The 21,752-nt window shown below is 35.0% G+C and carries 18 protein-coding genes and 2 riboswitches; of the genes, 10 read left to right on the forward strand and 8 right to left on the reverse strand.

Features of this window, described 5'->3' with window-relative positions; genetic code table 11:
• Positions 1-2: 2 nt before the first annotated feature.
• Genes purN through EQM13_RS02425 form a run of 6 tightly spaced genes read right to left on the reverse strand, consistent with a single transcriptional unit; the run spans position 3 to position 8,070 of the window.
• Positions 3-629: a phosphoribosylglycinamide formyltransferase gene (gene purN / locus EQM13_RS02400; RefSeq protein ID WP_128751858.1), complete on the reverse strand. Its 627-nt coding sequence runs from the start codon at positions 627-629 to the stop codon at positions 3-5.
• On the reverse strand, positions 617-1,660 hold the full coding sequence (gene purM, locus EQM13_RS02405; RefSeq protein ID WP_128751859.1) for a phosphoribosylformylglycinamidine cyclo-ligase: 1,044 nt from the start codon (positions 1,658-1,660) through the stop codon (positions 617-619). The genes purN and purM overlap by 13 nt, the downstream gene beginning before the upstream one ends.
• Positions 1,653-3,059: an amidophosphoribosyltransferase gene (purF, locus tag EQM13_RS02410; RefSeq protein ID WP_240662985.1), complete on the reverse strand. Its 1,407-nt coding sequence runs from the start codon at positions 3,057-3,059 to the stop codon at positions 1,653-1,655. Before purF ends, purM begins: the two co-directional genes overlap by 8 nt.
• Positions 3,060-3,084: 25 nt before the next feature.
• Entirely contained in the window at positions 3,085-3,789 is a 705-nt protein-coding gene (gene purC / locus EQM13_RS02415) for a phosphoribosylaminoimidazolesuccinocarboxamide synthase (protein WP_071139795.1), read from the reverse strand.
• A gap of 14 nt (positions 3,790-3,803) precedes the next feature.
• The gene (gene purE / locus EQM13_RS02420) at positions 3,804-4,292 is read right to left on the reverse strand and encodes a 5-(carboxyamino)imidazole ribonucleotide mutase (protein WP_071139794.1); all 489 of its coding nucleotides are present in this window, start codon (positions 4,290-4,292) and stop codon (positions 3,804-3,806) included.
• Between the two features lie 13 nt (positions 4,293-4,305).
• Positions 4,306-8,070, reverse strand: a complete 3,765-nt coding sequence (locus EQM13_RS02425; RefSeq protein WP_071139793.1) for a phosphoribosylformylglycinamidine synthase — start codon at positions 8,068-8,070, stop codon at positions 4,306-4,308.
• A gap of 120 nt (positions 8,071-8,190) precedes the next feature.
• Positions 8,191-8,292: riboswitch (purine riboswitch) on the reverse strand.
• 302 nt (positions 8,293-8,594) lie between these two features.
• Between EQM13_RS02425 and EQM13_RS02430 the strand changes: the two genes are divergently transcribed.
• Positions 8,595-9,692 carry a radical SAM protein gene (locus EQM13_RS02430; protein WP_206172780.1) on the forward strand — a complete coding sequence of 366 codons (1,098 nt, stop codon included), beginning with the start codon at positions 8,595-8,597 and terminating at the stop codon, positions 9,690-9,692.
• Positions 9,693-9,732: 40 nt separating this feature from the next.
• Here EQM13_RS02430 and EQM13_RS02435 read toward each other — a convergent pair whose 3' ends face one another.
• Positions 9,733-10,872, reverse strand: a complete 1,140-nt coding sequence (locus tag EQM13_RS02435; protein WP_071139791.1) for a glycerate kinase — start codon at positions 10,870-10,872, stop codon at positions 9,733-9,735.
• Positions 10,873-11,138: 266 nt separating this feature from the next.
• Between EQM13_RS02435 and EQM13_RS02440 the strand changes: the two genes are divergently transcribed.
• The 6 genes from EQM13_RS02440 to adhE all read left to right on the forward strand — a co-directional run bounded on the left by EQM13_RS02440 (position 11,139) and on the right by adhE (position 17,384).
• Positions 11,139-12,110: a dipeptidase gene (locus EQM13_RS02440; protein ID WP_071139790.1), complete on the forward strand. Its 972-nt coding sequence runs from the start codon at positions 11,139-11,141 to the stop codon at positions 12,108-12,110.
• Between the two features lie 178 nt (positions 12,111-12,288).
• Positions 12,289-12,543 (forward strand): hypothetical protein, encoded by a 255-nt coding sequence (locus EQM13_RS02445; RefSeq protein ID WP_071139789.1) that lies wholly within the window; start codon positions 12,289-12,291, stop codon positions 12,541-12,543.
• Entirely contained in the window at positions 12,533-12,784 is a 252-nt protein-coding gene (locus EQM13_RS02450; RefSeq protein WP_083381842.1) for a type II toxin-antitoxin system RelE family toxin, read from the forward strand. Before EQM13_RS02445 ends, EQM13_RS02450 begins: the two co-directional genes overlap by 11 nt.
• 160 nt (positions 12,785-12,944) lie before the next feature.
• Positions 12,945-13,514, forward strand: coding sequence for a nitroreductase family protein (locus tag EQM13_RS02455; protein ID WP_128751861.1), 570 nt, complete (start codon positions 12,945-12,947; stop codon positions 13,512-13,514).
• 145 nt (positions 13,515-13,659) lie between these two features.
• Positions 13,660-14,394: an elongation factor P 5-aminopentanone reductase gene (ymfI, locus tag EQM13_RS02460; protein WP_240662986.1), complete on the forward strand. Its 735-nt coding sequence runs from the start codon at positions 13,660-13,662 to the stop codon at positions 14,392-14,394.
• A 410-nt stretch (positions 14,395-14,804) separates the two neighbouring features.
• Complete coding sequence (gene adhE / locus EQM13_RS02465; protein WP_128751863.1) at positions 14,805-17,384, forward strand: bifunctional acetaldehyde-CoA/alcohol dehydrogenase; 2,580 nt, start codon at positions 14,805-14,807, stop codon at positions 17,382-17,384.
• A gap of 71 nt (positions 17,385-17,455) precedes the next feature.
• Here the strand turns inward: adhE and htrA are convergent, their stop codons facing one another.
• Positions 17,456-18,628, reverse strand: coding sequence for a serine protease HtrA (gene htrA, locus EQM13_RS02470; protein WP_114218341.1), 1,173 nt, complete (start codon positions 18,626-18,628; stop codon positions 17,456-17,458).
• Between the two features lie 211 nt (positions 18,629-18,839).
• On the opposite strand from htrA, the gene EQM13_RS02475 reads away from it, so the two are divergent.
• The 3 genes from EQM13_RS02475 (at position 18,840) to EQM13_RS02485 (ending at position 21,576) form a co-directional block, all read left to right on the forward strand.
• The gene (locus EQM13_RS02475; RefSeq protein ID WP_161567157.1) at positions 18,840-19,391 is read left to right on the forward strand and encodes an SHOCT domain-containing protein; all 552 of its coding nucleotides are present in this window, start codon (positions 18,840-18,842) and stop codon (positions 19,389-19,391) included.
• A 146-nt stretch (positions 19,392-19,537) separates the two neighbouring features.
• Positions 19,538-20,200 (forward strand): response regulator transcription factor, encoded by a 663-nt coding sequence (locus EQM13_RS02480; protein WP_114218339.1) that lies wholly within the window; start codon positions 19,538-19,540, stop codon positions 20,198-20,200.
• On the forward strand, positions 20,197-21,576 hold the full coding sequence (locus tag EQM13_RS02485) for a sensor histidine kinase (RefSeq protein WP_128751865.1): 1,380 nt from the start codon (positions 20,197-20,199) through the stop codon (positions 21,574-21,576). The genes EQM13_RS02480 and EQM13_RS02485 overlap by 4 nt, the downstream gene beginning before the upstream one ends.
• Positions 21,577-21,648: 72 nt before the next feature.
• Positions 21,649-21,752, forward strand: a riboswitch (glycine riboswitch).

Raw genomic sequence — 21,752 nt, forward strand, 5'->3', positions numbered from 1 at the left:
TTTCACTCCTTTATCGATACTTTTCTTCCGTCTATGGTTATTCTGCCTTCACAATATAATTTTACTGCTTCCGGAAGAAGTGTATGTTCTATTTTTAATACTTTATTTTGAAGAGAACCTACGGTATCACTTTCATCTATCATCACCGGCCTTTGAAGTATTATAGGGCCGGCATCTGCTTCTTCGTTTACAAAATGGACAGTAGCTCCTGTAACTTTTGCTCCGTAATCCAACACAGCCTTATGGACCTTTTCTCCATAGTAGCCCTTTCCGCAGAAACTTGGGATTAAAGAAGGATGGATATTTATTATCTTATTTTTGTATTCATTAATAAATTTGCTGCTCAAAATTTTTAAATATCCTGCCAATACAACAAGGTCCACATCTCTTTTTTTAAGCTCATACATAATCGCCCTGTTGAATTCTTCTTCATCTTTAAAGATTTTTTTGTCGATATAAGCGGTATCTATTCCGTTATTTTTAGCCCTTATAAGCCCGTAAGCATTTTTTCTGTTGGATATGACTACTTTGATTTTTGCGTTTATGTTTCCGGCATTTATATGGTCGATTAACGACTGGAGATTCGTTCCGTTACCGGATATGAGTACTCCCATACTTACCGGCGACATATTGACAGACCCCCGTTTCCTTCAATAACGCTTCCTATTATATAGGCCTCTTCATTTTTACATTTTAAAAATTTTATTATATTGTCAGCGTCTTTTTCGTCAACTGCCATTACTATTCCTATTCCCATGTTGAATGTGGAATACATCTCATCGATATCGATATTTCCAAGTTCTTGGATGAGTTGAAAGATAGGAGGGATACTGACATGGTTTCTGTCTATAAAGCCTGTCAATCCTTCAGGGAACATTCTCGGTATATTTTCATAGAATCCTCCTCCGGTTATATGGCTGATTCCCTTTATATCGAATTTATCATTCAGTTCCGTTAAAGGGTCATAATATATTCTTGTGGGCTTCAGGAGTTCTTCTCCCAAGGTGGTACCCAAATCCTCTATATATTGATCAATTTTATATTTTTTAATATCAAAGAACAGCTTCCTTACCAAAGAAAATCCGTTACTGTGCAATCCGCTGGAGGGAAGGCCTATAAGAACATCACCTTTCTTAATTTTTTCTCCCGTTATGATTTTTTTCTTGTCCGCTATTCCTACGGCAAATCCTGCCAAATCATATTCGTCTTCTTTGTACAATCCGGGCATTTCCGCTGTTTCTCCTCCTATAAGAGCACATTTTGCCTTTATGCATCCGGTGGAAATACCTGATACTATTTTTTCTATTTTTTCGGGATTTAATATTCCTGAGGCTACATAATCCAAGAAAAATAGCGGCCTTGCTCCTTGACACAATATATCGTTTACACACATGGCCACACAATCCTGTCCAATTGTATCATGCTTATCCATCATGAAAGCAATCATCAGTTTGGTTCCCACACCGTCGGTGCCTGATAACAATACAGGTTCTTCAAATTCATTTTTATTTAATGCAAACATTCCGCTGAATCCGCCTATGTCCGACAAAACTCCTTCCGTAAATGTGCTGTGTACGTGGGCTTTCATGCGTTTAACTGCTTCATATCCCGCATTTATATTTACTCCCGAATCCTTATAAGTCAGTCCTTTATTATTCATCTAATTCCAACCCCTCTCTTGGTATTTCCATAGGATAATCTCCGTTGAAGCAGGCAGAACAGAACTGGTCGCTTTTCCCCGTGGATTTAATAAGACCTTCTTGAGATAGAAATCCTAAACTGTCCGCATTAATCATTTCACATATTTCATCAGAGGTCTTATTTGCACCTATCAGATATTTTCTGTAAGGAGTATCAATGCCGAAATAACAAGGGTATGATACCGACGGAGAGCTTACTCTTAAGTGAACTTCTTTAGCTCCTGCTTTTTTAAGCATATTTACGATTCTTTTACTCGTTGTCCCTCTTACGATTGAATCATCTACAAGAACTACCCTTTTTCCTTCAATATTTTCTTTTATAACATTTAATTTTATTTCTACTCCTTTTTCTCTTGCCTTTTGATTTGGACTTATAAATGTTCTTCCTATATATCTGTTTTTTATTAAGCCTATGCTGTAGGGTATGCCTGATTCTTCCGCATATCCTATGGCAGCGGGAGTACCGGAGTCCGGAACGGAGATTACCACATCGGCGTCTACCGGATATTCACTTGAAAGTATTTTTCCGGCTTCTTTTCTTGCGGAATAAACGTTTATACCGTCTATTATACTGTCAGGTCTGGCAAAATAGATAATTTCAAATATGCATAATTTTTTTCTGTTCCATTTATCGTTGAATATACTTCTTATGCCGTTTTTATCTATTATGACTATTTCTCCGGGTTCAATATCCCTTACAAGTTCCGCTCCTATAGCATCCAACCCGCAGCTTTCCGAAGAGAGAACGTATCCGTCATCTGTTTTTCCAAGGCAGAGAGGCCTTATACCCTGATTGTCTCTTACACCTATGAGTTTATCTTCCGTCATTATTATAAGGGCGTAAGAACCTTTTACTATTTCCATTACTCCCTTTATGGCTTTTTCTATATCATCTTTATAATACCTTGCTATCATATTAGCCATGACTTCACTGTCGTTTGTGGTTTGAAAAGACACTCCTTCTGATTCAAGGATCTTTCGTATACTTCCGGCATTTACTATATTACCGTTGTGAACCAGTGCCATTTCTCCGTTTTTACATTTGACAATCAGAGGCTGAGCATTTACCGCTAAACTTTCTCCTGTTGTAGAATATCTTACATGACCTACCCCTATATTTCCCTCTAATCTTTCCAATTTATTTTTATCGCTGAATACCTGAGATACAAGGCCCATATCTTTATAGCAGTCTATTTTACTATCTTTGCTTACGGCAATTCCGGCACTTTCCTGACCTCTGTGTTGAAGGGCATAAAGACCGTAATAGATCATATGGGAAACATTTTGCACTTTTGAATATACTCCCATAACTCCGCATTCTTCTTTTAACTTATCTTCATCCATCAAATCGAAACCCATTTTATGTTCCTCCTGACTGCTGCTTCTATTTAGATAACCTGGATAATACTTCCTCATAGGCTTCCTCCACATTTCCCAGATCTCTTCTGAACCTGTCTTTGTCTAATTTTTCATTAGTCTCAACATCCCAAAGTCTGCATGTATCGGGAGATATTTCGTCTGCAAGAATTACTTTTCCGTCATATAATCCGAATTCCAATTTAAAATCAATTAACTTCATCTTTTTTTCTCTGAAAAATTTAATCAATATATCGTTAATTTTAAAAGCGTAATCTTTTATTATATTCAACTGTTCATCCGTTGCAAGTTCCATGGCTTTTATGTGATAATCATTAACAAGGGGATCTCCGAGTTCGTCGTTTTTGTAGCTGAATTCAAGAACGGTACTTTTTAATTCGGTCCCTTCCTTAAGTCCGAGCCTTTTTGACAGAGAACCTGCCGCAACGTTTCTTACTATAACCTCCAAAGGAAGTATTTTTACGGCCTTCACGAGCATTTCCCGGTCGCTTAAAAGTCTTTCAAAATGAGTGGGGATATTTTCTTTTTCAAGGAGTGTAAATAATTGAGCCGACATTTTATTGTTTATTACTCCTTTTCCTACTATGGTTCCTTTTTTTACTCCGTTGAAAGCAGTAGCATCGTCTTTATATTCTACAATATACTTTTTATCATCATCGGTTTTAAATACCTTTTTAGCTTTACCTTCATATAACATTTCAAGTTTTTCCATCCCGACTACCTCCATTAAATTAATTTTTGTTGAATTTCTTTATCTTTTTCGTTGATTTCTTCCGCCATTTTTTTTCTGTATTCTCTAAGTTTTATTTTTAAATTTTCATCCTTTACGGATAATATTTGAATTGCTAAGAGAGCAGCATTTTCCGCTCCGTCTATTGCCACGGTAGCCACGGGAATACCTTTAGGCATTTGAACCGTAGATAACAGAGAATCCAGTCCGTCCAAAGTCGATGATTTTATCGGCAATCCGATAACCGGTACAATACTTACTGCCGCTATTATTCCTCCAAGATGGGCAGCCTTTCCTGCAGCCGCTATTATTACATCAAAGCCGTTTTTTTCTGCATTTTTTCCGAATTCAACTGCTTCATCCGGAGTTCTGTGAGCCGATATAACTCTTACTTCCGTGCCGACTCCGAATTCCTTTAAAATTCTAAAACTTCTTTCCACTACGGGAAGATCAGAATCACTTCCCATAATTATTGCGACTTTCATAATACTTCCTCCCTTATTTAAAATAGCTGATTCCGGCCTCAAACAATCTTTGATCCGATTTGCCGGCGATGTTTTTATATAGATGCTTTCCTATTCTTTCCGAATGTCCCATCTTGCCTAATATTCTCCCATCAGGGCTGGTTATTCCTTCTATACATTGGAAAGACCCGTTGGGATTGAAGCTGCCGTCATAATTGGCGTTTCCGTAGAAGTCAACGTACTGAGTAGCTATTTGCCCATTTTTTGTCATTTCTTTAAATATTTTTTCGTTTGAGATCAATCGTCCTTCTCCATGGGATATAGGAATGGTAAATATATCTCCTACTTTTACATTGCTGAACCAAGGAGAAAGATTGGAAACCACTTTTGTTTGAACCATACGGGATATATGCCTTCCGATTTTGTTAAAGGTCAATGTAGGAGATTCCTCATCCATTTCTCTTATTTCCCCGTAAGGAAGGAGGCCTAACTTTATAAGGGCCTGAAATCCGTTACATATTCCCAATATGAGGCCATCTCTATTATTTAAGAAATTAGTTACTTCTTCTGCTATATATGGATTTTTGAATACAGTTGCTATAAATTTTCCGGAACCGTCAGGCTCGTCTCCTGCACTGAATCCTCCAGGCAGAGCTATAATTTGGCTGTTTTTGATCTTTTCTGCCATTGATTTTATAGAGTCCTTTATATCCTGAGGAGCTAAATTTTTGAATACGAAGATGTCAACATCGCCTCCCGCCTTTTCAAAAGCTCTTTTCATATCGTATTCACAATTTGTTCCGGGGAATACGGGGATGAAAACTTTTGGCTTTGATGTTGAAAATTTTGCCTTAAATGTATTCTCCCTTTCATAGCTGATATTTTCAGCACTATCATTTATGCTTCTTCTTATGGGAAATACATTGTTTAAAGGTTCTTCCCATTTTTTTATGGCACATTCCAAGTCTATCTTGGTGCTATTTATATTTATTACCGAATTTTTATTTGTACGTCCGATTATTTCATATTTTAAATTTCCCAATAGTTCATTTAAATTTTCTTTTTCATCTATTTCCAAGATTATTGAGCCGTAGTCGGGAGAAAATAATTTTTTTCTTGTCATTTCACGGGTAAATACCATCCCTATCTTGTTTCCGAAGGCCATTTTGCTTATTGATGCAGCTATTCCGCCGATCCCTATGGTATAAGCCGAGAGTATTTTTTTATTTATAATCAATTCATGTATTGCCGAAAAATTTTTATTGAGTGTTTCAAAGTCCGGCAACTGATTTTCTTTTCGCGGAGATTTGATTATAACAATTTGACTTCCGACTTTTTTAAACTCCGGCGATATTATGTTTTTCGCATTGCCTACACATACGGCAAAGCTCACTAAGGTAGGAGGAACATTTAAATCGTTGAAACTTCCCGACATGCTGTCCTTTCCTCCTATGGCTGCAACTTTAAGATTTTTCTGTGCTTCGTAAGCTCCCAATAGAGCAGACAGAGGCTTTCCCCATTTTTTATCATCAGTTAATTTTTCAAAGTATTCCTGAAAGGTAAGTTTTATATTTTTGTGATTTCCTCCCATTGCCACAATTTTTGCGACTGAATCAACTACCGCATACATTCCGCCATGGAATGGACTCCAAGTGGAAAGTTCGGAATCGAATCCGTAAGCCATGAGGGTACATGTATCTGTATATCCTCTTAGAACGGGAATTTTAGCCGTCATTCCCAAAGAAGGGGTGAGCTGATATTTTCCTCCGAAAGGCATCAATATAGTACCGGCACCTATGGTGGAGTCGAATCTTTCGACTAATCCCTTTTGGCTTGCTACATTGATGCTTTTTAAATTATCTATAAAAGCAGTTTTTAAAGAATTTTTATTTAAACATTCGGGGATTGTATTAAAATAATTTTCAGAATCGGGTTCTTCCACATAGACATCAGTGTTTTGCTGAGCGCCGTTGGTATCTAAAAATTTTCTGTCTATATCCAATATTTTTTTGTTTTTCCACATCATCTTTAATCTGTTGTCGTCCGTTACTTTTCCTACTATTGTTGCTTCGAGATTTTCTTCTTCCACATATTTTTTCATCAATTCTAAATCTTCTTTGTTTATTACTACTGCCATTCTTTCTTGAGATTCGGATATGGCAAGTTCGGTTCCGTCAAGACCTTCATATTTCTTCAATACATTATCCAAATTGATTTCTATACTGTCAGTCAGTTCCCCTACAGCCACCGAAACTCCTCCGGCTCCAAAGTCATTACACCTTTTTACTATTTTACTGAATTGAGGATTTCTGAATAATCTTAACAGTTTCCTTTCTGTTGGAGCATTTCCTTTTTGTACCTCTGAGCCGCAGGTCAATATGGATTTGTCCGTATGGGATTTAGACGAACCGGTAGCTCCGCCGCAACCGTCTCTCCCTGTTCTTCCTCCTATTAAGATGATTAGATCTCCTGTTTTTGGCTTTTTTCTTATTACATTTTCTTTTTTGACAGCTGCTATTACCGCTCCTATTTCCATTCTCTTTGCTACATATCCTTCGTTGTATATTTCAGATACATGACCTGTAGCTATGCCGATTTGATTTCCGTAGGAGCTGTATCCTCTGGCGGCTTCCGTAGTTATTTTTCTTTGGGGAAGTTTTCCGGGAAGAGTGTCTTCTATACTTTTTCTCGGATCTCCGCTTCCTGTAACTCTCATTGCCTGATATACATAGGCTCTCCCTGATAGGGGGTCTCTTATAGCTCCTCCCAAACATGTTGCAGCGCCGCCGAAAGGTTCTATTTCGGTAGGATGATTGTGAGTTTCGTTTTTAAACATTACAAGCCATTTTTCTATTTTACCGTCTACATCCACATCTACATTTATACTGCAGGCGTTTATTTCGTCGGAATCGTCCAAATCATTTAACAATCCTCTTTTTTTAAGTTCTTTCATTCCGATAACTGCAATATCCATCAGACAGACATTTTTTTTACTGTTGCCGTAAACATATTCCCTTGTACTGAGATATTCTTCATATGCTTTTTTGATAGAATCACAATAAAAGCCCTTATCGAAATTTACGGAATTTATTTTTGTCTGGAAGGTGGTATGCCTGCAGTGATCCGACCAATAAGTATCTATGACTTTTATTTCAGTTATAGTGGGATTTCTCTTTTCCGTGAGCTTAAAATATTCCTGGCAGAACTTAATATCCTCGATGCTCATGGCAAGACCCAAAGTATTTTTAAATTCTTCCAACTCTTTGGGGGATTTTTCGATGAACCCGTCTAATGTTATTACATTGTCGGGAGAAATTATTTCATTTTCCAGATTATCAGGTTTGGTTAATTCTGCTTCTCTGCGGTCTACAGGATTTATACAATAATGTTTAATCTTTTTAAATTCTTCATTTGTAATATTTCCCTTAAGAATTATTATTTTTGCCGTATTTATAATCGGTTTTTCTTTTTCCGTCAGTATTTCGATGCATTGGACGGCAGAATCCGCTCTCTGGTCGTATTGACCGGGCAGATATTCTATCCCAAATATTTTCCATTCATCTTTTGTTTCTATTTTTTCTTCATATACCGTATCCACATTTGGTTCAGAGAATATGGTTTTTAATGATTTTAGGTATGCATCATCGGAAATTTCCTGGATATCATATCTGTTTAAAATTCTTACTTCTTCCAATCCTTTTATGGATAAATTTTGTTTTAAATCATTATATAGCCGTTCTGCTTCTATGTTGAACTTTCTTTTCTTTTCTACAAATATTCTTCTTACCGGACTATTCACAATTATACCTCCTAAAAAATAATAAACCCAGGCAGAGTAAGATCACTACAAGTGAAACCTACCCCCTGGGTTTTATCCTGAAGGCATTACATAAGCAATACAAATAAGCACCTTCGGAATCCTAAGTGCATTTTCATTCATAGTCAAGTAATTTACGGTCACTTGGTAGAGACTTCTCAGCCATATTGTGAGATTTATATGAACGTACATTATATAAAATTGTCTTACAATGACATAATATCAGTAAAAAAAAGATAAGTCAATAGAAAATTATTCATATAATAATAAACAATAAAAGTTTTTTTATATTTATTGTTTTTTTATTGACAAGAAATCCGTATACCTCTAAAATTAGAGATGTATATTGGATATATTGATTTTAATGTTTTTTATCTTCACTTTAAGTTAAGGTAAATAGGTTAAGCTGTGGGAGCATATCGCCGGTTAAACAGGTGATATGAGGGGAGAAGTATTACTGCTTATTGATGAAGTTCTCATATAACTTAATTTTGGAGGAAATGAGTATGAATTTGATGGAATATATGAATGGTGGAATTGAACGAATTGTTCGGAAGGCATTAAAGTCGTCTTTAAAAAATCCTCGTGAAAGTGCTTTTCTCTTAAGATATATGATTGCGCAGAAAGATGCCGTAAAAAAACGTAATCAGTTGGAATCACAAGGTACACATATTCCGTCTTTTCTGATTGCAAGTATTACGACACAATGTAATATGTTTTGTAAGGGGTGTTATGCAAGGGCAAATCAATCCTGCAGTACTTACCCTCAACAAGAGAAGCTGACTTGTGATCAATGGAAACGAATTTTTCAGGAAGCCAATCAGCTCGGGATCTCGTTTATTCTTCTTGCAGGAGGAGAACCCCTTTTGTCCAGATGTATTATAGAAACAGCAGCTGAATTTCCCGATGTTATTTTTCCTATATTCACGAATGGAACTATTATGGATGAATCGTATATTGATTTATTTGACAAGAATAGAAATCTTGTTCCGGTCTTCAGCATGGAAGGCGGCCTTATTGAAACGGATAAAAGGCGGGGAGAAGGAGTATATACGTCATTGGTCGGGAAAATGAAGCAAATGAATACTCGGGGAATATTTTATGGTACTTCTATTACCGTCACTATGGAAAATTTGGATGTTGTAACGAGTAAGGAATTTATCGACACATTATATAAAGAAGGATGCGGCGTTGTATTTTATATTGAATATGTTCCGGCTGAACCTTCAACTGAAAATCTTGTTTTGACCGAAGGAGGAAGAAAGATCTTAGAAGAACGGCAGGATATTTTAAGAAAACAGTACGAAGATATCATCTACTTATCATTTCCGGGAGATGAAAAATACATGGGAGGATGCTTGGCCGCAGGCAGGGGATTCTTCCATATAAATACTGCAGGCAGAGCAGAACCTTGTCCTTTTTCTCCTTATTCTGATATGAATTTAAAAGATTGTTCCTTGTTAGAAGCACTTCAATCTCCCCTTTTTCAAAAGCTGAACACCCAAGGATTGATGAATGAAGAGCATGAGGGAGGTTGTGTACTGTTTGGGAAACAGGATGAGATAAGGAAATTGCTGGGATATAACGACACAAATATAAAATAAATCTTATCAATAAAAAAGAAGTATCTTAATACTTCTTTTTTTAGATATCTTGAGATGCCTTTATTAGCCTGCCGATGTTTTGGCTTGTTGTTTCAACATTTTGAGAACCGTCTTTAAGAGCATGTTCTAATGTGGTGACTTTGGAGAGTATATTAAATATTGCCGTTATGCCGTGATCATACAGTTTTTCATATCCCTTTCCGATTCTGCCCGCAAGGACTATGACGGGAACATTGTATTTCTTTGCCACGGAAGCTACTCCAAAAGGGGTTTTCCCAAAGAGAGTCTGAGAATCTATGCTGCCTTCTCCCGTAAATACAAAATCTGCATCTTTTATATGAGATTCCAAATTGGTGTAATGAATAATGAGATCTACTCCCCTGACCAATTTTGTATCGAGAAAAGCTAAAAGGCCTGCTCCTAATCCTCCTGCTGCCCCTGCTCCGGAAATATTTTCAACATCCTTTCCGATTTGTTCTCTTATCACTTTAGCATAATGTTTTAAATTATTATCCAATTCTTTCACCATTTCTTCAGTTGCCCCCTTTTGGGGACCGAATATATAGGAAGCCCCTTCTTTTCCTGTTAAAGGATTGGTTACATCGCAGGCAACTTCTACTTTGACCTTTGATAATCTGGAATCTAAATTGCTTATATCAATTTTGTGAATTAAATTCAAATTTTTCCCGCCTCTTGGAATTTCCTCATTATTTTTCGTCAGAAACCTTACGCCGAGAGCCTGAAGCATTCCGGCGCCTCCGTCATTAGTTCCGCTTCCTCCGATTCCGATTATCAGATGATTTGCGCCTTTCTCAAGGGCGGCTTTAATTAATTCGCCGGTACCGTAAGTAGTGGTTACAGATGGATTTCTTTTATCTTGGGGAACCAATTGGATACCGCTGGCTGATGCCATCTCTATTACAGCTGTCTTTTTGTCTCCAAGGATTCCAAAGTTTGCAACAACAGGATTTCCTAATGGATCCGTAACTGATACATTATAAATTTTTCCCGATGTTGCTTCAACTAAAGATTCAACTGTGCCTTCTCCTCCGTCAGCCATTGGGATTTTTATATACTGGGCCTGAGGGAAAACAACCTTTAATCCTCGTTCCATGGATTCGGCAACTTCCTTAGCACTCATGCTTTCTTTAAAAGAATCCGGAGATAATACAAATTTCATCTATTTATTTCACATCCTTTTTCGTCATTCTCTATTCTTTTCCGCAATATTGCTTTACTTGTCGCATAATTTATACAATTATTATATAATATTACTGAAGTAATGTCACTTAAAACAACAAAAGTTTTAAAGTGATGGACTGCTGCTTAGTATTACAATTAAGTTATATTATAATATAATTTGATATTATTAAAAATTAATAGTATATAACTGATTTAAAAATTTTTGATATTAAATATATAATATTAAAATTAGGAGGTAATATTATGGTATTTGACGGACATTCGGATATTCTAACAGATGTAGCTATTAAAAGGCTTAATGGTGAAAAAAATGTTTTTAGAAATCATCATCTTGAAAGATTAAAAAAAGGGGAAGTGAACGGAAGCATATTTGTAGTTTGGGTAGATCCTCCTTATACGGACGAAAATCCCGCTTGGAGAATGCTGGAGATTTTAGGAGCACTGTCCGAGGAAATTAAAGATATGAAGGATTATGCAGAGATCGCCCATAATTATGAAGATATGAAGAGGATACAAGACCAAGGAAAATTTGCGATAATTCTTGGAATAGAAGGAATGAGCGGGCTTAGAGGAAATACAAGTTTAATAACAATGTTATATGAATTTGGAATAAGACACGGGATGCTTACTTGGAATGAAGAAAATGAGTTTGCTACCGGAAGCAACGGAAATCCTGAAAGGGGCATAACCCAATTGGGAATTAAAGCACTTCATAAGATGGAGGAACTGGGAATGATAATTGATGTATCCCATGGAAATGAGAAAACTTTTTGGGATATATGTAATCATACACGAAAACCTTTTATCGCTTCTCATTCTAATGTTTATAATTTATGCCAATCCAAAAGAAACTTAAAAGATGACCAGATAAAAGCTATTGCGGAACGTAATGGAGTTATAGGAATGAATTCATGGCCGGACTTTATAGATAAAAAAAATCCGACGGTAGAAAGATTGGCAGATCATATAGATTATATAGTAAATTTGGTAGGAATAGATTATGTCGGATTCGGATTTGATTTTTGTGACTTCTTATCTGGAGATACCACCAATAGTTTTCAAGAAAGTGAAACTACAATGGCAAAGGGAATCGAAGATGCATCAAAGATACCCCAACTGATTAAGATATTATCAGATAGGGGATATGGTCAAGAACAGATAGAGAAGATTACCCATAAAAATTTTGAAAGAGTAATAAAGGAAATACTGAAATAAACTATTTATAGTAGTTAAATATTATAGTGTAAATTTTAAAAGTATATCTTCTTTTCAGAAAGGATAGAATTCCGATAGTTTAAATGAAATATTTTGTGCTATAATATATATAAATTATGAATAATTTTTTTAGTAATATTTTTTAGAAAAATATTACTAAAAAGGGAGGGAAAAAGGCATGACCCTTGAAAAAAAAATTGAACAAATATTAAAAGACGAATTGAGGCCGGAGAATATTAAAACCATTATTGACATGGCTGAATTTCTAAAATTTAAAGAGACTCAGGATAAATGGAATGAAATAAACGAACAGGAGCATGAATATATAACTGAAGAAGAACGTCTTCAGTTAGAGAAGATTAAATTAAAAGGTGAATTTATCGATCAAGATGACATTTTAAAAGAATTAAAGGTTAATAAAAATGAGATATAATATTAAATATGAGAAAAATTGTCTCAAGTATCTAAAAAAATTAGATAAAAATACACAGTTAAGGATAATTAAATCTATAAATCAGCTTCCATTTGGAGATGTTAAAAAATTGCATGGGAATATGGAAGATTACAGATTGAGAGTTGGTAAATATAGAATTATATTTAGCAAAGATGAAAAAAATTTAATCATAAATATTATTCAAATTGCATCTCGAGGAGAAGTTTACAGTAAATTATAAATTAATTTTCTGTTTCTTAATAATATTGCAATAAGAGCAGTAGGTTTTATGTGGAAAAGCTTACTGCTTTAATTTTTATATTATTTATTGAAGAATGTTGTTAGGTATGACATACTATAGTTAAAATGAATTTGAATAAAATTAAAGGGGAGGGTTAAAAATGATTCGTGATTTGATATTAAAAAATCGTTCTTATAGGAGATTTTATCAGGATGAAAAAATTGAAAGAAAAACTATTGAAGAACTAATCGATTTGGCCAGATTATCATCTTCAGGAGGAAACCTCCAGTCTTTAAAGTATATTATTTCCTGTGACGATGATAAGAATAAAATCGTATTTTCCCATTTAAAATGGGCGGCATATTTTAAAGATTGGGAAGGGCCGGAAGAAGGGGAAAGACCTTCGGCATATATTATAATGCTGAGGGATAATAAAATCAGTAATAATCAACTTTGGGATCATGGAATTGCTTGTCAGAGCATACTTTTGGGAGCAGCTGAAAGAGGGCTTGGAGGCTGTATGTTTGGTTCGGCAGATAAACAAGGATTGAGAAAAGATCTCCGTATACCTGAGGAATATGAAGTATTGCTTGTGATTGCTTTAGGAAAGCCGAAGGAAAAGGTTGTTCTCGAGGAGCTGAGGGAGCCTAATGATGTTAAATATTGGAGGGACGAAAATCAAGTTCACCATGTTCCAAAAAGAAAATTGAAGGATATAATATTGGATTAACACAAGGGGACGGTTCTTTTGTGCTGTTCTTATTTAGGAAAAGAGGTCATCCACGGAACTCTTTTCCTATTTTTTTCTTTGACATTATAGAAATTAAATAATATTATGTATTTGAACATTTTCTATTACAGAAAGGGGAATAATTGTGAATAAAACAGCAATTATAACAGGAGCATCTAAAGGAATCGGAAAACAGATGGCGAAAACTTTTGCTGAAAACGGATATAACTTATTAATAAATTACAATAATTCTAAAAAAGAAGCGGAAGAACTGTGCCAGCAATTGAATTCAAAAGGAATAATAGCTTATGCTTACAGAGCCGATGTTTCAGATAGAAAACAGGTGGATTCCATGGTTGAATTTTGTATAAAAAGATTCAGAAACATAGATTTACTCATTAATAATGCAGGTGTTGCTCAATCTATACTTTTTACAGATATTACTCAGGATGATTGGAAGAGGATGATTGATATCAATTTAACCGGAGTTTTTAATTGTACTCAAAGTGTGGCTAAATATATGATATCCGAGAAAAAAGGAAAGATCATTAATATTTCTTCCATATGGGGAATGGTAGGAGGATCATGTGAGGTTCACTATTCCACAGTAAAGGCAGGAATTATAGGATTTACAAAAGCATTAGCTAAAGAACTCGGCCCTTCTAATATTCAGGTTAATTCCATAGCTCCGGGAGTAATACAGACCGATATGTTAAAAGGGCTAAATGATAAGGATTTGGAAGAATTAAAATATGATACGCCCCTTATGAGACTGGGAACGGCTGATGATATTGCAGAATGTGCTTTGTTTTTGGCATCCGATAAAGCGGATTTTATAACAGGCCAGGTAATAAGCCCTAACGGAGGATTTGTAATATAATACACCAGCAAATCCTATTTTTTCCTTAATATAATTTCACCATAAGCGAATTTCCAAAAAGGCCTCCTTATTATTAATTTTTAATAGAAGTTTTTTTTATAAAAATATAAATATTTTTGTTTACAAATATAAATATTGTGATATAATTAACAATAAGAAATAGTTTATTATTTATCAAAGTATTATGGTTAAGAAGGATTATGTTTATTATTTTTTTAGAAAGCAACCTTAAGTATTAGAAGGTATTTTGAAAAAAACTTATTCTTTAATATCAGGTATTCAGATGTAGTCTGGAAAGATTATCTTATAGCATATGGGACTTATTCGGTCCATATATGGATATATTTTTTCCGATTTATAGTTTGTTATTTAACAATCTAATACTAAAATTTATTGTTGAGGTGAATGAGATGGAAGTTAAAAATAAGGAAGAATTATTACAAAAATTAAAAGAAGTGAAAAAAGCTCAAAAACAATTTTCGCGTTTTACTCAGGAACAGGTGGATGAAATATTTTTTAAAGCTTCCATAGCTGCCAATAATAAAAGAATTGAATTGGCAAAGATGGCTGTAGAAGAAACAGGAATGGGGGTAGTTGAAGATAAGGTTATTAAAAACCACTATGCTTCGGAATATATTTATAATACTTACAAAAACGAAAAAACCTGTGGGATAATAGAGGAAGATAAATTTTTCGGTACTGCAAAAATAGCAGAACCTCTTGGGGTCATTGCAGCTATAATACCTACAACTAATCCTACTTCAACAACGATATTTAAAGCATTGATTGCCCTAAAAACTCGAAACGGAATAATTTTTTCTCCCCATCCGAGAGCTAAAAAATCTACTATAGCCGCGGCTAAGTTAGTTCTTGATGCAGCAGTTAAGGCAGGAGCGCCTGAAGGAATTATAGGCTGGATAGATGAACCTTCCATTGAACTTTCCCAGTTATTAATGAAGGAAGCTGATTTTGTTCTTGCAACGGGAGGACCTGCAATGGTTAAAGCTGCTTATTCATCAGGAAAACCTGCAATTGGAGTAGGACCTGGGAACGCTCCTGCGGTTATTGACGAAACTGCTGACATTAAAATGGCCGTGAGCTCAATTCTTATGTCAAAAACTTTTGATAACGGCGTTGTATGCGCATCGGAACAATCTGTAATAGTAGTCGGTAAAATATATGATGAGGTTAAAGAAGAATTTAAAAGAAGAGGAGCTTATATATTAAATAAGGAAGAAATTGACAAGGCAAGAAATATAATCTTAAAAAACGGACAGGTAAATGCAGATATAGTTGGGCAGTCGGCATATAAGATTGCCAATATGGCAGGGATAACAGTACCAGAAGAATCCAAAGTACTTATAGGAGAAGTAGAATCTGTAGGAATAGAAGAACCATTTGCCCATGAGAAACTTTCCCCTGTATTGGCAATGTATAGGGCTGAAGATTTTGAAGATGCTGTATCAAAGGCTGAAATACTGGTGGAACACGGAGGATTCGGACATACTTCTTCATTATATACAGATCCCATAAAGTCCAAGGATAGGATAGAAAAATTCGGGCTGCTGATGAAAACGGGGAGAGTCATAGTTAATATGCCTTCTGCCCTCGGAGCCATAGGAGATATATATAATTTCAAACTTACCCCTTCATTGACCTTAGGATGTGGATCTTGGGGAGGAAATTCCGTATCTGAAAATGTTGGTGTAAAACACCTGCTTAATATTAAGACTGTTGCAGAAAGGAGAGAGAATATGCTTTGGTTCAAAGTTCCGGAAAAAATTTATTTTAAATATGGCTGCCTTCCCGTAGCATTAAAAGAATTAAAGGACATGAATAAAAAAAGAGCATTTATTGTTACTGATAAAGTTATTTATAACCTTGGATATACCTCTGAGATTACAAAAACTTTGGAGGAATGCGGAATCAGTTATGACATATTTTATGATGTTAACCCTGATCCTACATTGGAAACAGCAAAAAAAGGTGCTGAAAGAATGAAAGATTTTAAACCGGATGTGATAATAGCATTGGGAGGGGGTTCTCCCATGGATGCGGCAAAGATTATGTGGGTTCTGTATGAGCATCCGGAAGCAGAATTTGAAGATCTGGCCATGAGATTTATGGATATAAGGAAGAGAGTATATAAGTTTCCCCACATGGGAGAAAAGGCAACTATGGTGGCAATACCCACATCTTCCGGAACAGGATCGGAAGTAACTCCTTTTGCTGTAATAACTGATGAAGAAACAGACATAAAATATCCTCTTGCAGACTATGAATTGACTCCGGACATGGCAGTAATAGATACAAAACTCATGATGAATATGCCGAGAGGTTTGACGGCGGCTTCGGGAATAGATGCATTAACTCATGCTATTGAAGCCTATGTTTCTGTTTTATCTACGGAATATACCGATGGATTATGTTTGCAGGCTATTGATTTGATATTTAAGTATCTTCCCATTGCTTATAATGAAGGGCCTTCTAATGTGGAAGCGAGGGAAAAAATGGCTCATGCATCAACTATTGCAGGAATGGCCTTTGCCAATGCTTTCTTAGGTGTATGTCATTCTATGGCTCACAAGTTAGGTTCAATGCATCATGTGCCTCACGGTATTGCCAATGCACTGCTGATAAATGAGACAATAAAATTTAATAGTTCAGATGCTCCAAGAAAACAGGCATCATTTCCTCAGTATAAATATCCACATGCTAAGTCTAAGTATGCTCAGATATCGGATTATTTAAAATTGGGAGGAAATACTGAAGAAGAAAAAGTAGAACTTTTAATTAAAGCAATAGACGAATTAAAGAAAAAAATAGGGATTCCTAAATTTATCTGTGAATTTGGGATATCCAAAGAGAATTTTTACAGTACTTTGGATGAAATGTCGGAAAGAGCTTTCGATGACCAATGTACGGGCTCCAATCCGAGATATCCTCTAATAAGTGAAATAAAACAAATGTATATAAATGCTTTTGAATAAGGGCTAGCATATGCTTACAGCTCAAAAAAATAAAGGCAGAATTTAATCTGCCTTTATTTTTTTGAGATATTCTATTTTAAAACGGTGAAAACTATATCTACATTCATACTTTTCCCATTTCTTATAATATTTAAACTTGCCTTGTCGCCTTTATTGTATTTATAAAGTATTTTTTTCAGCTGACTCATATTTTCTACTTCCTGATTGTCGATTTTTGTTAACACGTCTCCGTTTTCAAGCCCTGCTTTTTTTGCAGGAGAACTGGGATCTATTTCTAAAATTATTACACCCTTGTCTACATTTAAATTTACTCCTAACTGAGCTTCATATTTTTCTACTTCCACTCCGGTTATTCCCATGTAGACAATTTTATAGGATCCATCTTTTATTACTTGTTCGATTATAGGTTTTGCCACATTAATTGGTATGGAAAATCCCAATCCCTCTGCTGTTTGAATCTTTGCAGTATTTATACCTATTACCTGCCCTTTTTCATTTAACAGAGGACCTCCGCTGTTTCCAGAGTTAATCGCCGCATCTGTCTGTATCAGATCTTCAATTACGTTATATTCATCTACCTGAATTGTTCTATGAAGACCGCTGATTATACCTGACGTAACGCTTCTCTGAAAATCCAAACCTAATGGATTTCCTATTGCAACAGCTAATTGTCCTATTTCAAGGTTGTTGGAATCTCCAAGCTCTGCGGCATTTAATCCTGTGGCATCTACTTTAACTATTGCTAAGTCCAAAGCAGTATCGTACCATAATACCTTGCCCGATTTTTTGGTGCCGTCTTCAAACAAAACGGTTATTTTTTTAGCATTTCCGTCTCCGATTACATGAGAATTGGTAAGAATATAACCGTTGCTGTCTACTATGATTCCTGAACCGACACCTTCCACTTCTCTCTGCCAAAACATATCATTTTGTATTTCTACTGTTGTAATTCCTACGACAGAACTTATTGTTTTTTCTGCGACGGCCGTTACGCTGCTGACATTACTATTTGGAGTTATATTTATTTTTTGTGCTGTATTTGTTCCGTTTTTTCCCTGCGTATAAATGGCAGGTACGGGAAGTATTTTTCCATATAAATAATTTGGGGCTATATATGATGTTACGATTCCTCCAATAATAGCTGCAACTATAGCTACAATAAAGTAGGAAAGAAAATTTTTCTTTTTTGGTTTTTTACTATTATCCTGAGAATAATAGATGATATCCGGTTTGTTCTCATCCATTTAAATTACCTCCTTATTCATTTTTCGTATTCTATACATATATAGTAAAAAACAAATATCGAAGAAATATGGTAAAAGTGAATTTTTTTATAAAAAAATTTTTTCAAGATTTCCCACAAAGTCTTGATAATAATTACATATTTTTTTCAGATACTATAAACAAGGAGGTATTCAAAAATGTATAAAGAAAGGAGTGTTCTTAATTAAATTGTTGAAAAAAATTTCGATTATTACTGTTGCATTGGTTCTTTCTATGTCTACATTAGTATTCGCAGATACGGAAGAATATTCTAACACCAAGATTGAACAAAATACACAAGAAGAAGATTCTAAGAAGATAAGATCAGATATTAAAGAAGACTTGCCGGCAGAAACGAAGGCACAAATTAAAGAATTACGAGAAAAATTAAAGAGTGGCGAGATAACAGAAGAAGAATTTAAAGAAAAATTGAAAGAAATATTGCCGGAAGGATTTGAATTCAAAGAGAGAAAAGAATTACCGGAAGAAGTAAAGACCCAAGTTAAAGAATTACGGGAAAAGTTAAAAAAAGGTGAGATAACAGAAGAAGAATTTGAAAAACAAATGGAAAAGATAATGCCGGAAGGCTTCAAATTCAAAATGAGAATTAAAAATGGGAAAGAATTACCAGAAGAAGTAAAAACCGAGATTAAAGAATTACGAGAAAAGCTAAAAAATGGAAAAATAACCAAGGAAGAATTTAAAGAACAAATGGAAAAGATCATTCCGTCGGATTCAAAATAGAAAATATACAAATTAAATAGAATACCTCCTTTCCCCCTCTGATATTATTTTAGTTAAACCCCAAAAAAGGTATGGTGAAATTCCATACCTTTTTGCTATAATATATTTAATATTATATAATTTTGAACATAGGGAGATTGATTTATATGTCTTTTAAAATATATTTAGTAGAAGATGACAGCAATTTAAATTTGGTCTTAACTACTTATTTAAAAAAAGAAGGATGGGAAGTAAGTCCTTTCTTAACTGGTAAAGACGCTCAAAAAGCTATTTCAAATCCGCCGGATTTATGGATATTGGATATCATGCTTCCGGATATAGACGGATATCATCTTCTTCAGGAAATCAGGGAGGCTTCTTTAAATATTCCTGTTATATTTATATCTGCAAGAGATGCGGATATAGATAGGGTTGTCGGTTTGGAATTGGGAAGTGACGATTATTTGCCTAAACCTTTTCTCCCCCGGGAATTGGTTATTCGTACCCGGAATCTTCTAGAAAGAGTATATGGAAGCGGCAGCAGAAACTTGAATATTTCTCCTTACAGTATAGATGAGTCCAGTAGAACAGTAAAATTAAACGATGAAGTTATTGAATTAACCTCAAAGGAATTTGATCTTTTGGTATTTTTCGCTAAGAATAAAGACAGAGCCCTTTCAAGAGAACAGGTACTCAATTATGTTTGGGGAGAAAATTATTTTGGAACGGATAGAGCTGTGGATGATTTAATAAGAAGACTCAGGAAGAAGCTTCCTCTTTTAAACGTAGAAACTATATACGGATATGGATATAGGGTGATGGACTCATGAAAAATTATCCTTTATCAATACAGATTTGGATGGTATTTGCTTTGATTACATTATGTATATCAATACTATTGGTCTTTGTTTTACCGTTGACTTTAAGAGATTTTTTTACTAAAGAAATTTATGAAACTATAGAAAGTGCTCAGGATTTATTAATTAATAGAATTGACAGAGATTATTCCGAAGATGATTTTAGTTCCGACAGTTTCTCTGAAAAGAAACAAATAGCAAATATTCGAACAGTAAATCATTTTATGATATATGGCAATAATACTATATTTATTACTTCCCCCACAATTTCTATAGACTTTCTAAGTGAAGTAAGAGAAAAGATAGAAACGCAAAACGCCAGCAGCCAAAGATACAGCGGACAAATCAACAACAGAAAAATGTTTTATGTAATCTCAAGGGGCAAGATATGGGACCATGATGTGTACCTTGTATCTTATATGTGGGACTCCTATAGAGATGATTTAGTTCATACCTTATTCAGAAGATTAGTTGTAGTTATGACTTTTATTCTTCTTTTAAGTTGGATCCCAGCTATTTTTCTGTCAAGATATTTGTCCAAACCCTTAGTGGCATTGGAAAGAAGAGTCAAAAAATTGGCAAATCATGAGTGGGATGAGTCATTTCAGCTTGACCGAAAGGATGAGATAGGGGAACTGGGAGACTCCATAGAACAGTTAAGAAATCAGCTTCTTAAGCAGGACGAATCCCAGCAGTCATTTTTACAACATGTATCTCACGAGTTAAAGACTCCTGTCATGGTTATCAGAAGCTATTCCCAAGCCATAAGAGACGGCATATATCCAAAAGGAAATTTGGATTGTACTCTTCAGGTTATTGATAACGAATCGGAACGATTGGAAAAGAGAATAGGAAATCTCCTTTATTTGACTAAATTGGATTATCTGTCTTTGCACAATACTTCTAAAGAGATATTTTCATTAGACGAATTGATAAAAGAAGTTGTAGAAAGGCTCAGGTGGCGTAGAAATGAATTGGATTGGTTTGTAAAATTGGAACCTATAAAAATAAAGGGTGATATAGAACAGTGGATTGTGGTGTTAGAAAATTTGTTGGATAATCAAATCAGATATTCTGATACAAAGATATCTGTTTTCTTGACTAAATCGATAGAAGATGATAAGGAGAAAGCATTGCTGAAAATGTGGAACGACGGAGATCCCATTGAAGATAAGATCATGGAAAGACTCTTTGATAAATTCAACAAGGGATACAAAGGGCAATTCGGATTGGGGCTTGCAATTGTTTACCGTATAGTGACTCTTCATGATTCCAAAATCTGGGCGGAAAACGAAGAAGATGGGGTTTCTTTTTATGTAGAAATTCCATTAAGTGAAAATAAAGATTAAAATTCTTAAAAAATTAGTTGAAATATTTTTGAGTAGGTGCTAATATGGGTTTGGATAATTAAATATGTTCAGATGAGGATAATGAGAGATATTCATTTGGAATGGCCGAAGAAGAAATATAGTGATTTTGTCGAATGACTATAGAAGCTTTCAGGCAAAGGGATTGTTATCCGATG

It is taken from the genome of Acidilutibacter cellobiosedens, from assembly GCF_004103715.1.
Classification (GTDB): Bacteria; Bacillota; Clostridia; order Tissierellales; family Acidilutibacteraceae; genus Acidilutibacter; species Acidilutibacter cellobiosedens.

Coding starts and splice junctions, on each gene's coding strand:
- purN (WP_128751858.1), bottom strand. CDS start 629: ATGTCGCCGGTAAGTATGGGAGTACTCATATCCGGTAACGGAACGAAT.
- purM (WP_128751859.1), bottom strand. CDS start 1,660: ATGAATAATAAAGGACTGACTTATAAGGATTCGGGAGTAAATATAAAT.
- purF (WP_240662985.1), bottom strand. CDS start 3,059: ATGGGTTTCGATTTGATGGATGAAGATAAGTTAAAAGAAGAATGCGGA.
- purC (WP_071139795.1), bottom strand. CDS start 3,789: ATGGAAAAACTTGAAATGTTATATGAAGGTAAAGCTAAAAAGGTATTT.
- purE (WP_071139794.1), bottom strand. CDS start 4,292: ATGAAAGTCGCAATAATTATGGGAAGTGATTCTGATCTTCCCGTAGTG.
- EQM13_RS02430 (WP_206172780.1), top strand. CDS start 8,595: ATGAATTTGATGGAATATATGAATGGTGGAATTGAACGAATTGTTCGG.
- EQM13_RS02435 (WP_071139791.1), bottom strand. CDS start 10,872: ATGAAATTTGTATTATCTCCGGATTCTTTTAAAGAAAGCATGAGTGCT.
- EQM13_RS02440 (WP_071139790.1), top strand. CDS start 11,139: ATGGTATTTGACGGACATTCGGATATTCTAACAGATGTAGCTATTAAA.
- EQM13_RS02445 (WP_071139789.1), top strand. CDS start 12,289: ATGACCCTTGAAAAAAAAATTGAACAAATATTAAAAGACGAATTGAGG.
- EQM13_RS02450 (WP_083381842.1), top strand. CDS start 12,533: ATGAGATATAATATTAAATATGAGAAAAATTGTCTCAAGTATCTAAAA.
- EQM13_RS02455 (WP_128751861.1), top strand. CDS start 12,945: ATGATTCGTGATTTGATATTAAAAAATCGTTCTTATAGGAGATTTTAT.
- adhE (WP_128751863.1), top strand. CDS start 14,805: ATGGAAGTTAAAAATAAGGAAGAATTATTACAAAAATTAAAAGAAGTG.
- htrA (WP_114218341.1), bottom strand. CDS start 18,628: ATGGATGAGAACAAACCGGATATCATCTATTATTCTCAGGATAATAGT.
- EQM13_RS02480 (WP_114218339.1), top strand. CDS start 19,538: ATGTCTTTTAAAATATATTTAGTAGAAGATGACAGCAATTTAAATTTG.
- EQM13_RS02485 (WP_128751865.1), top strand. CDS start 20,197: ATGAAAAATTATCCTTTATCAATACAGATTTGGATGGTATTTGCTTTG.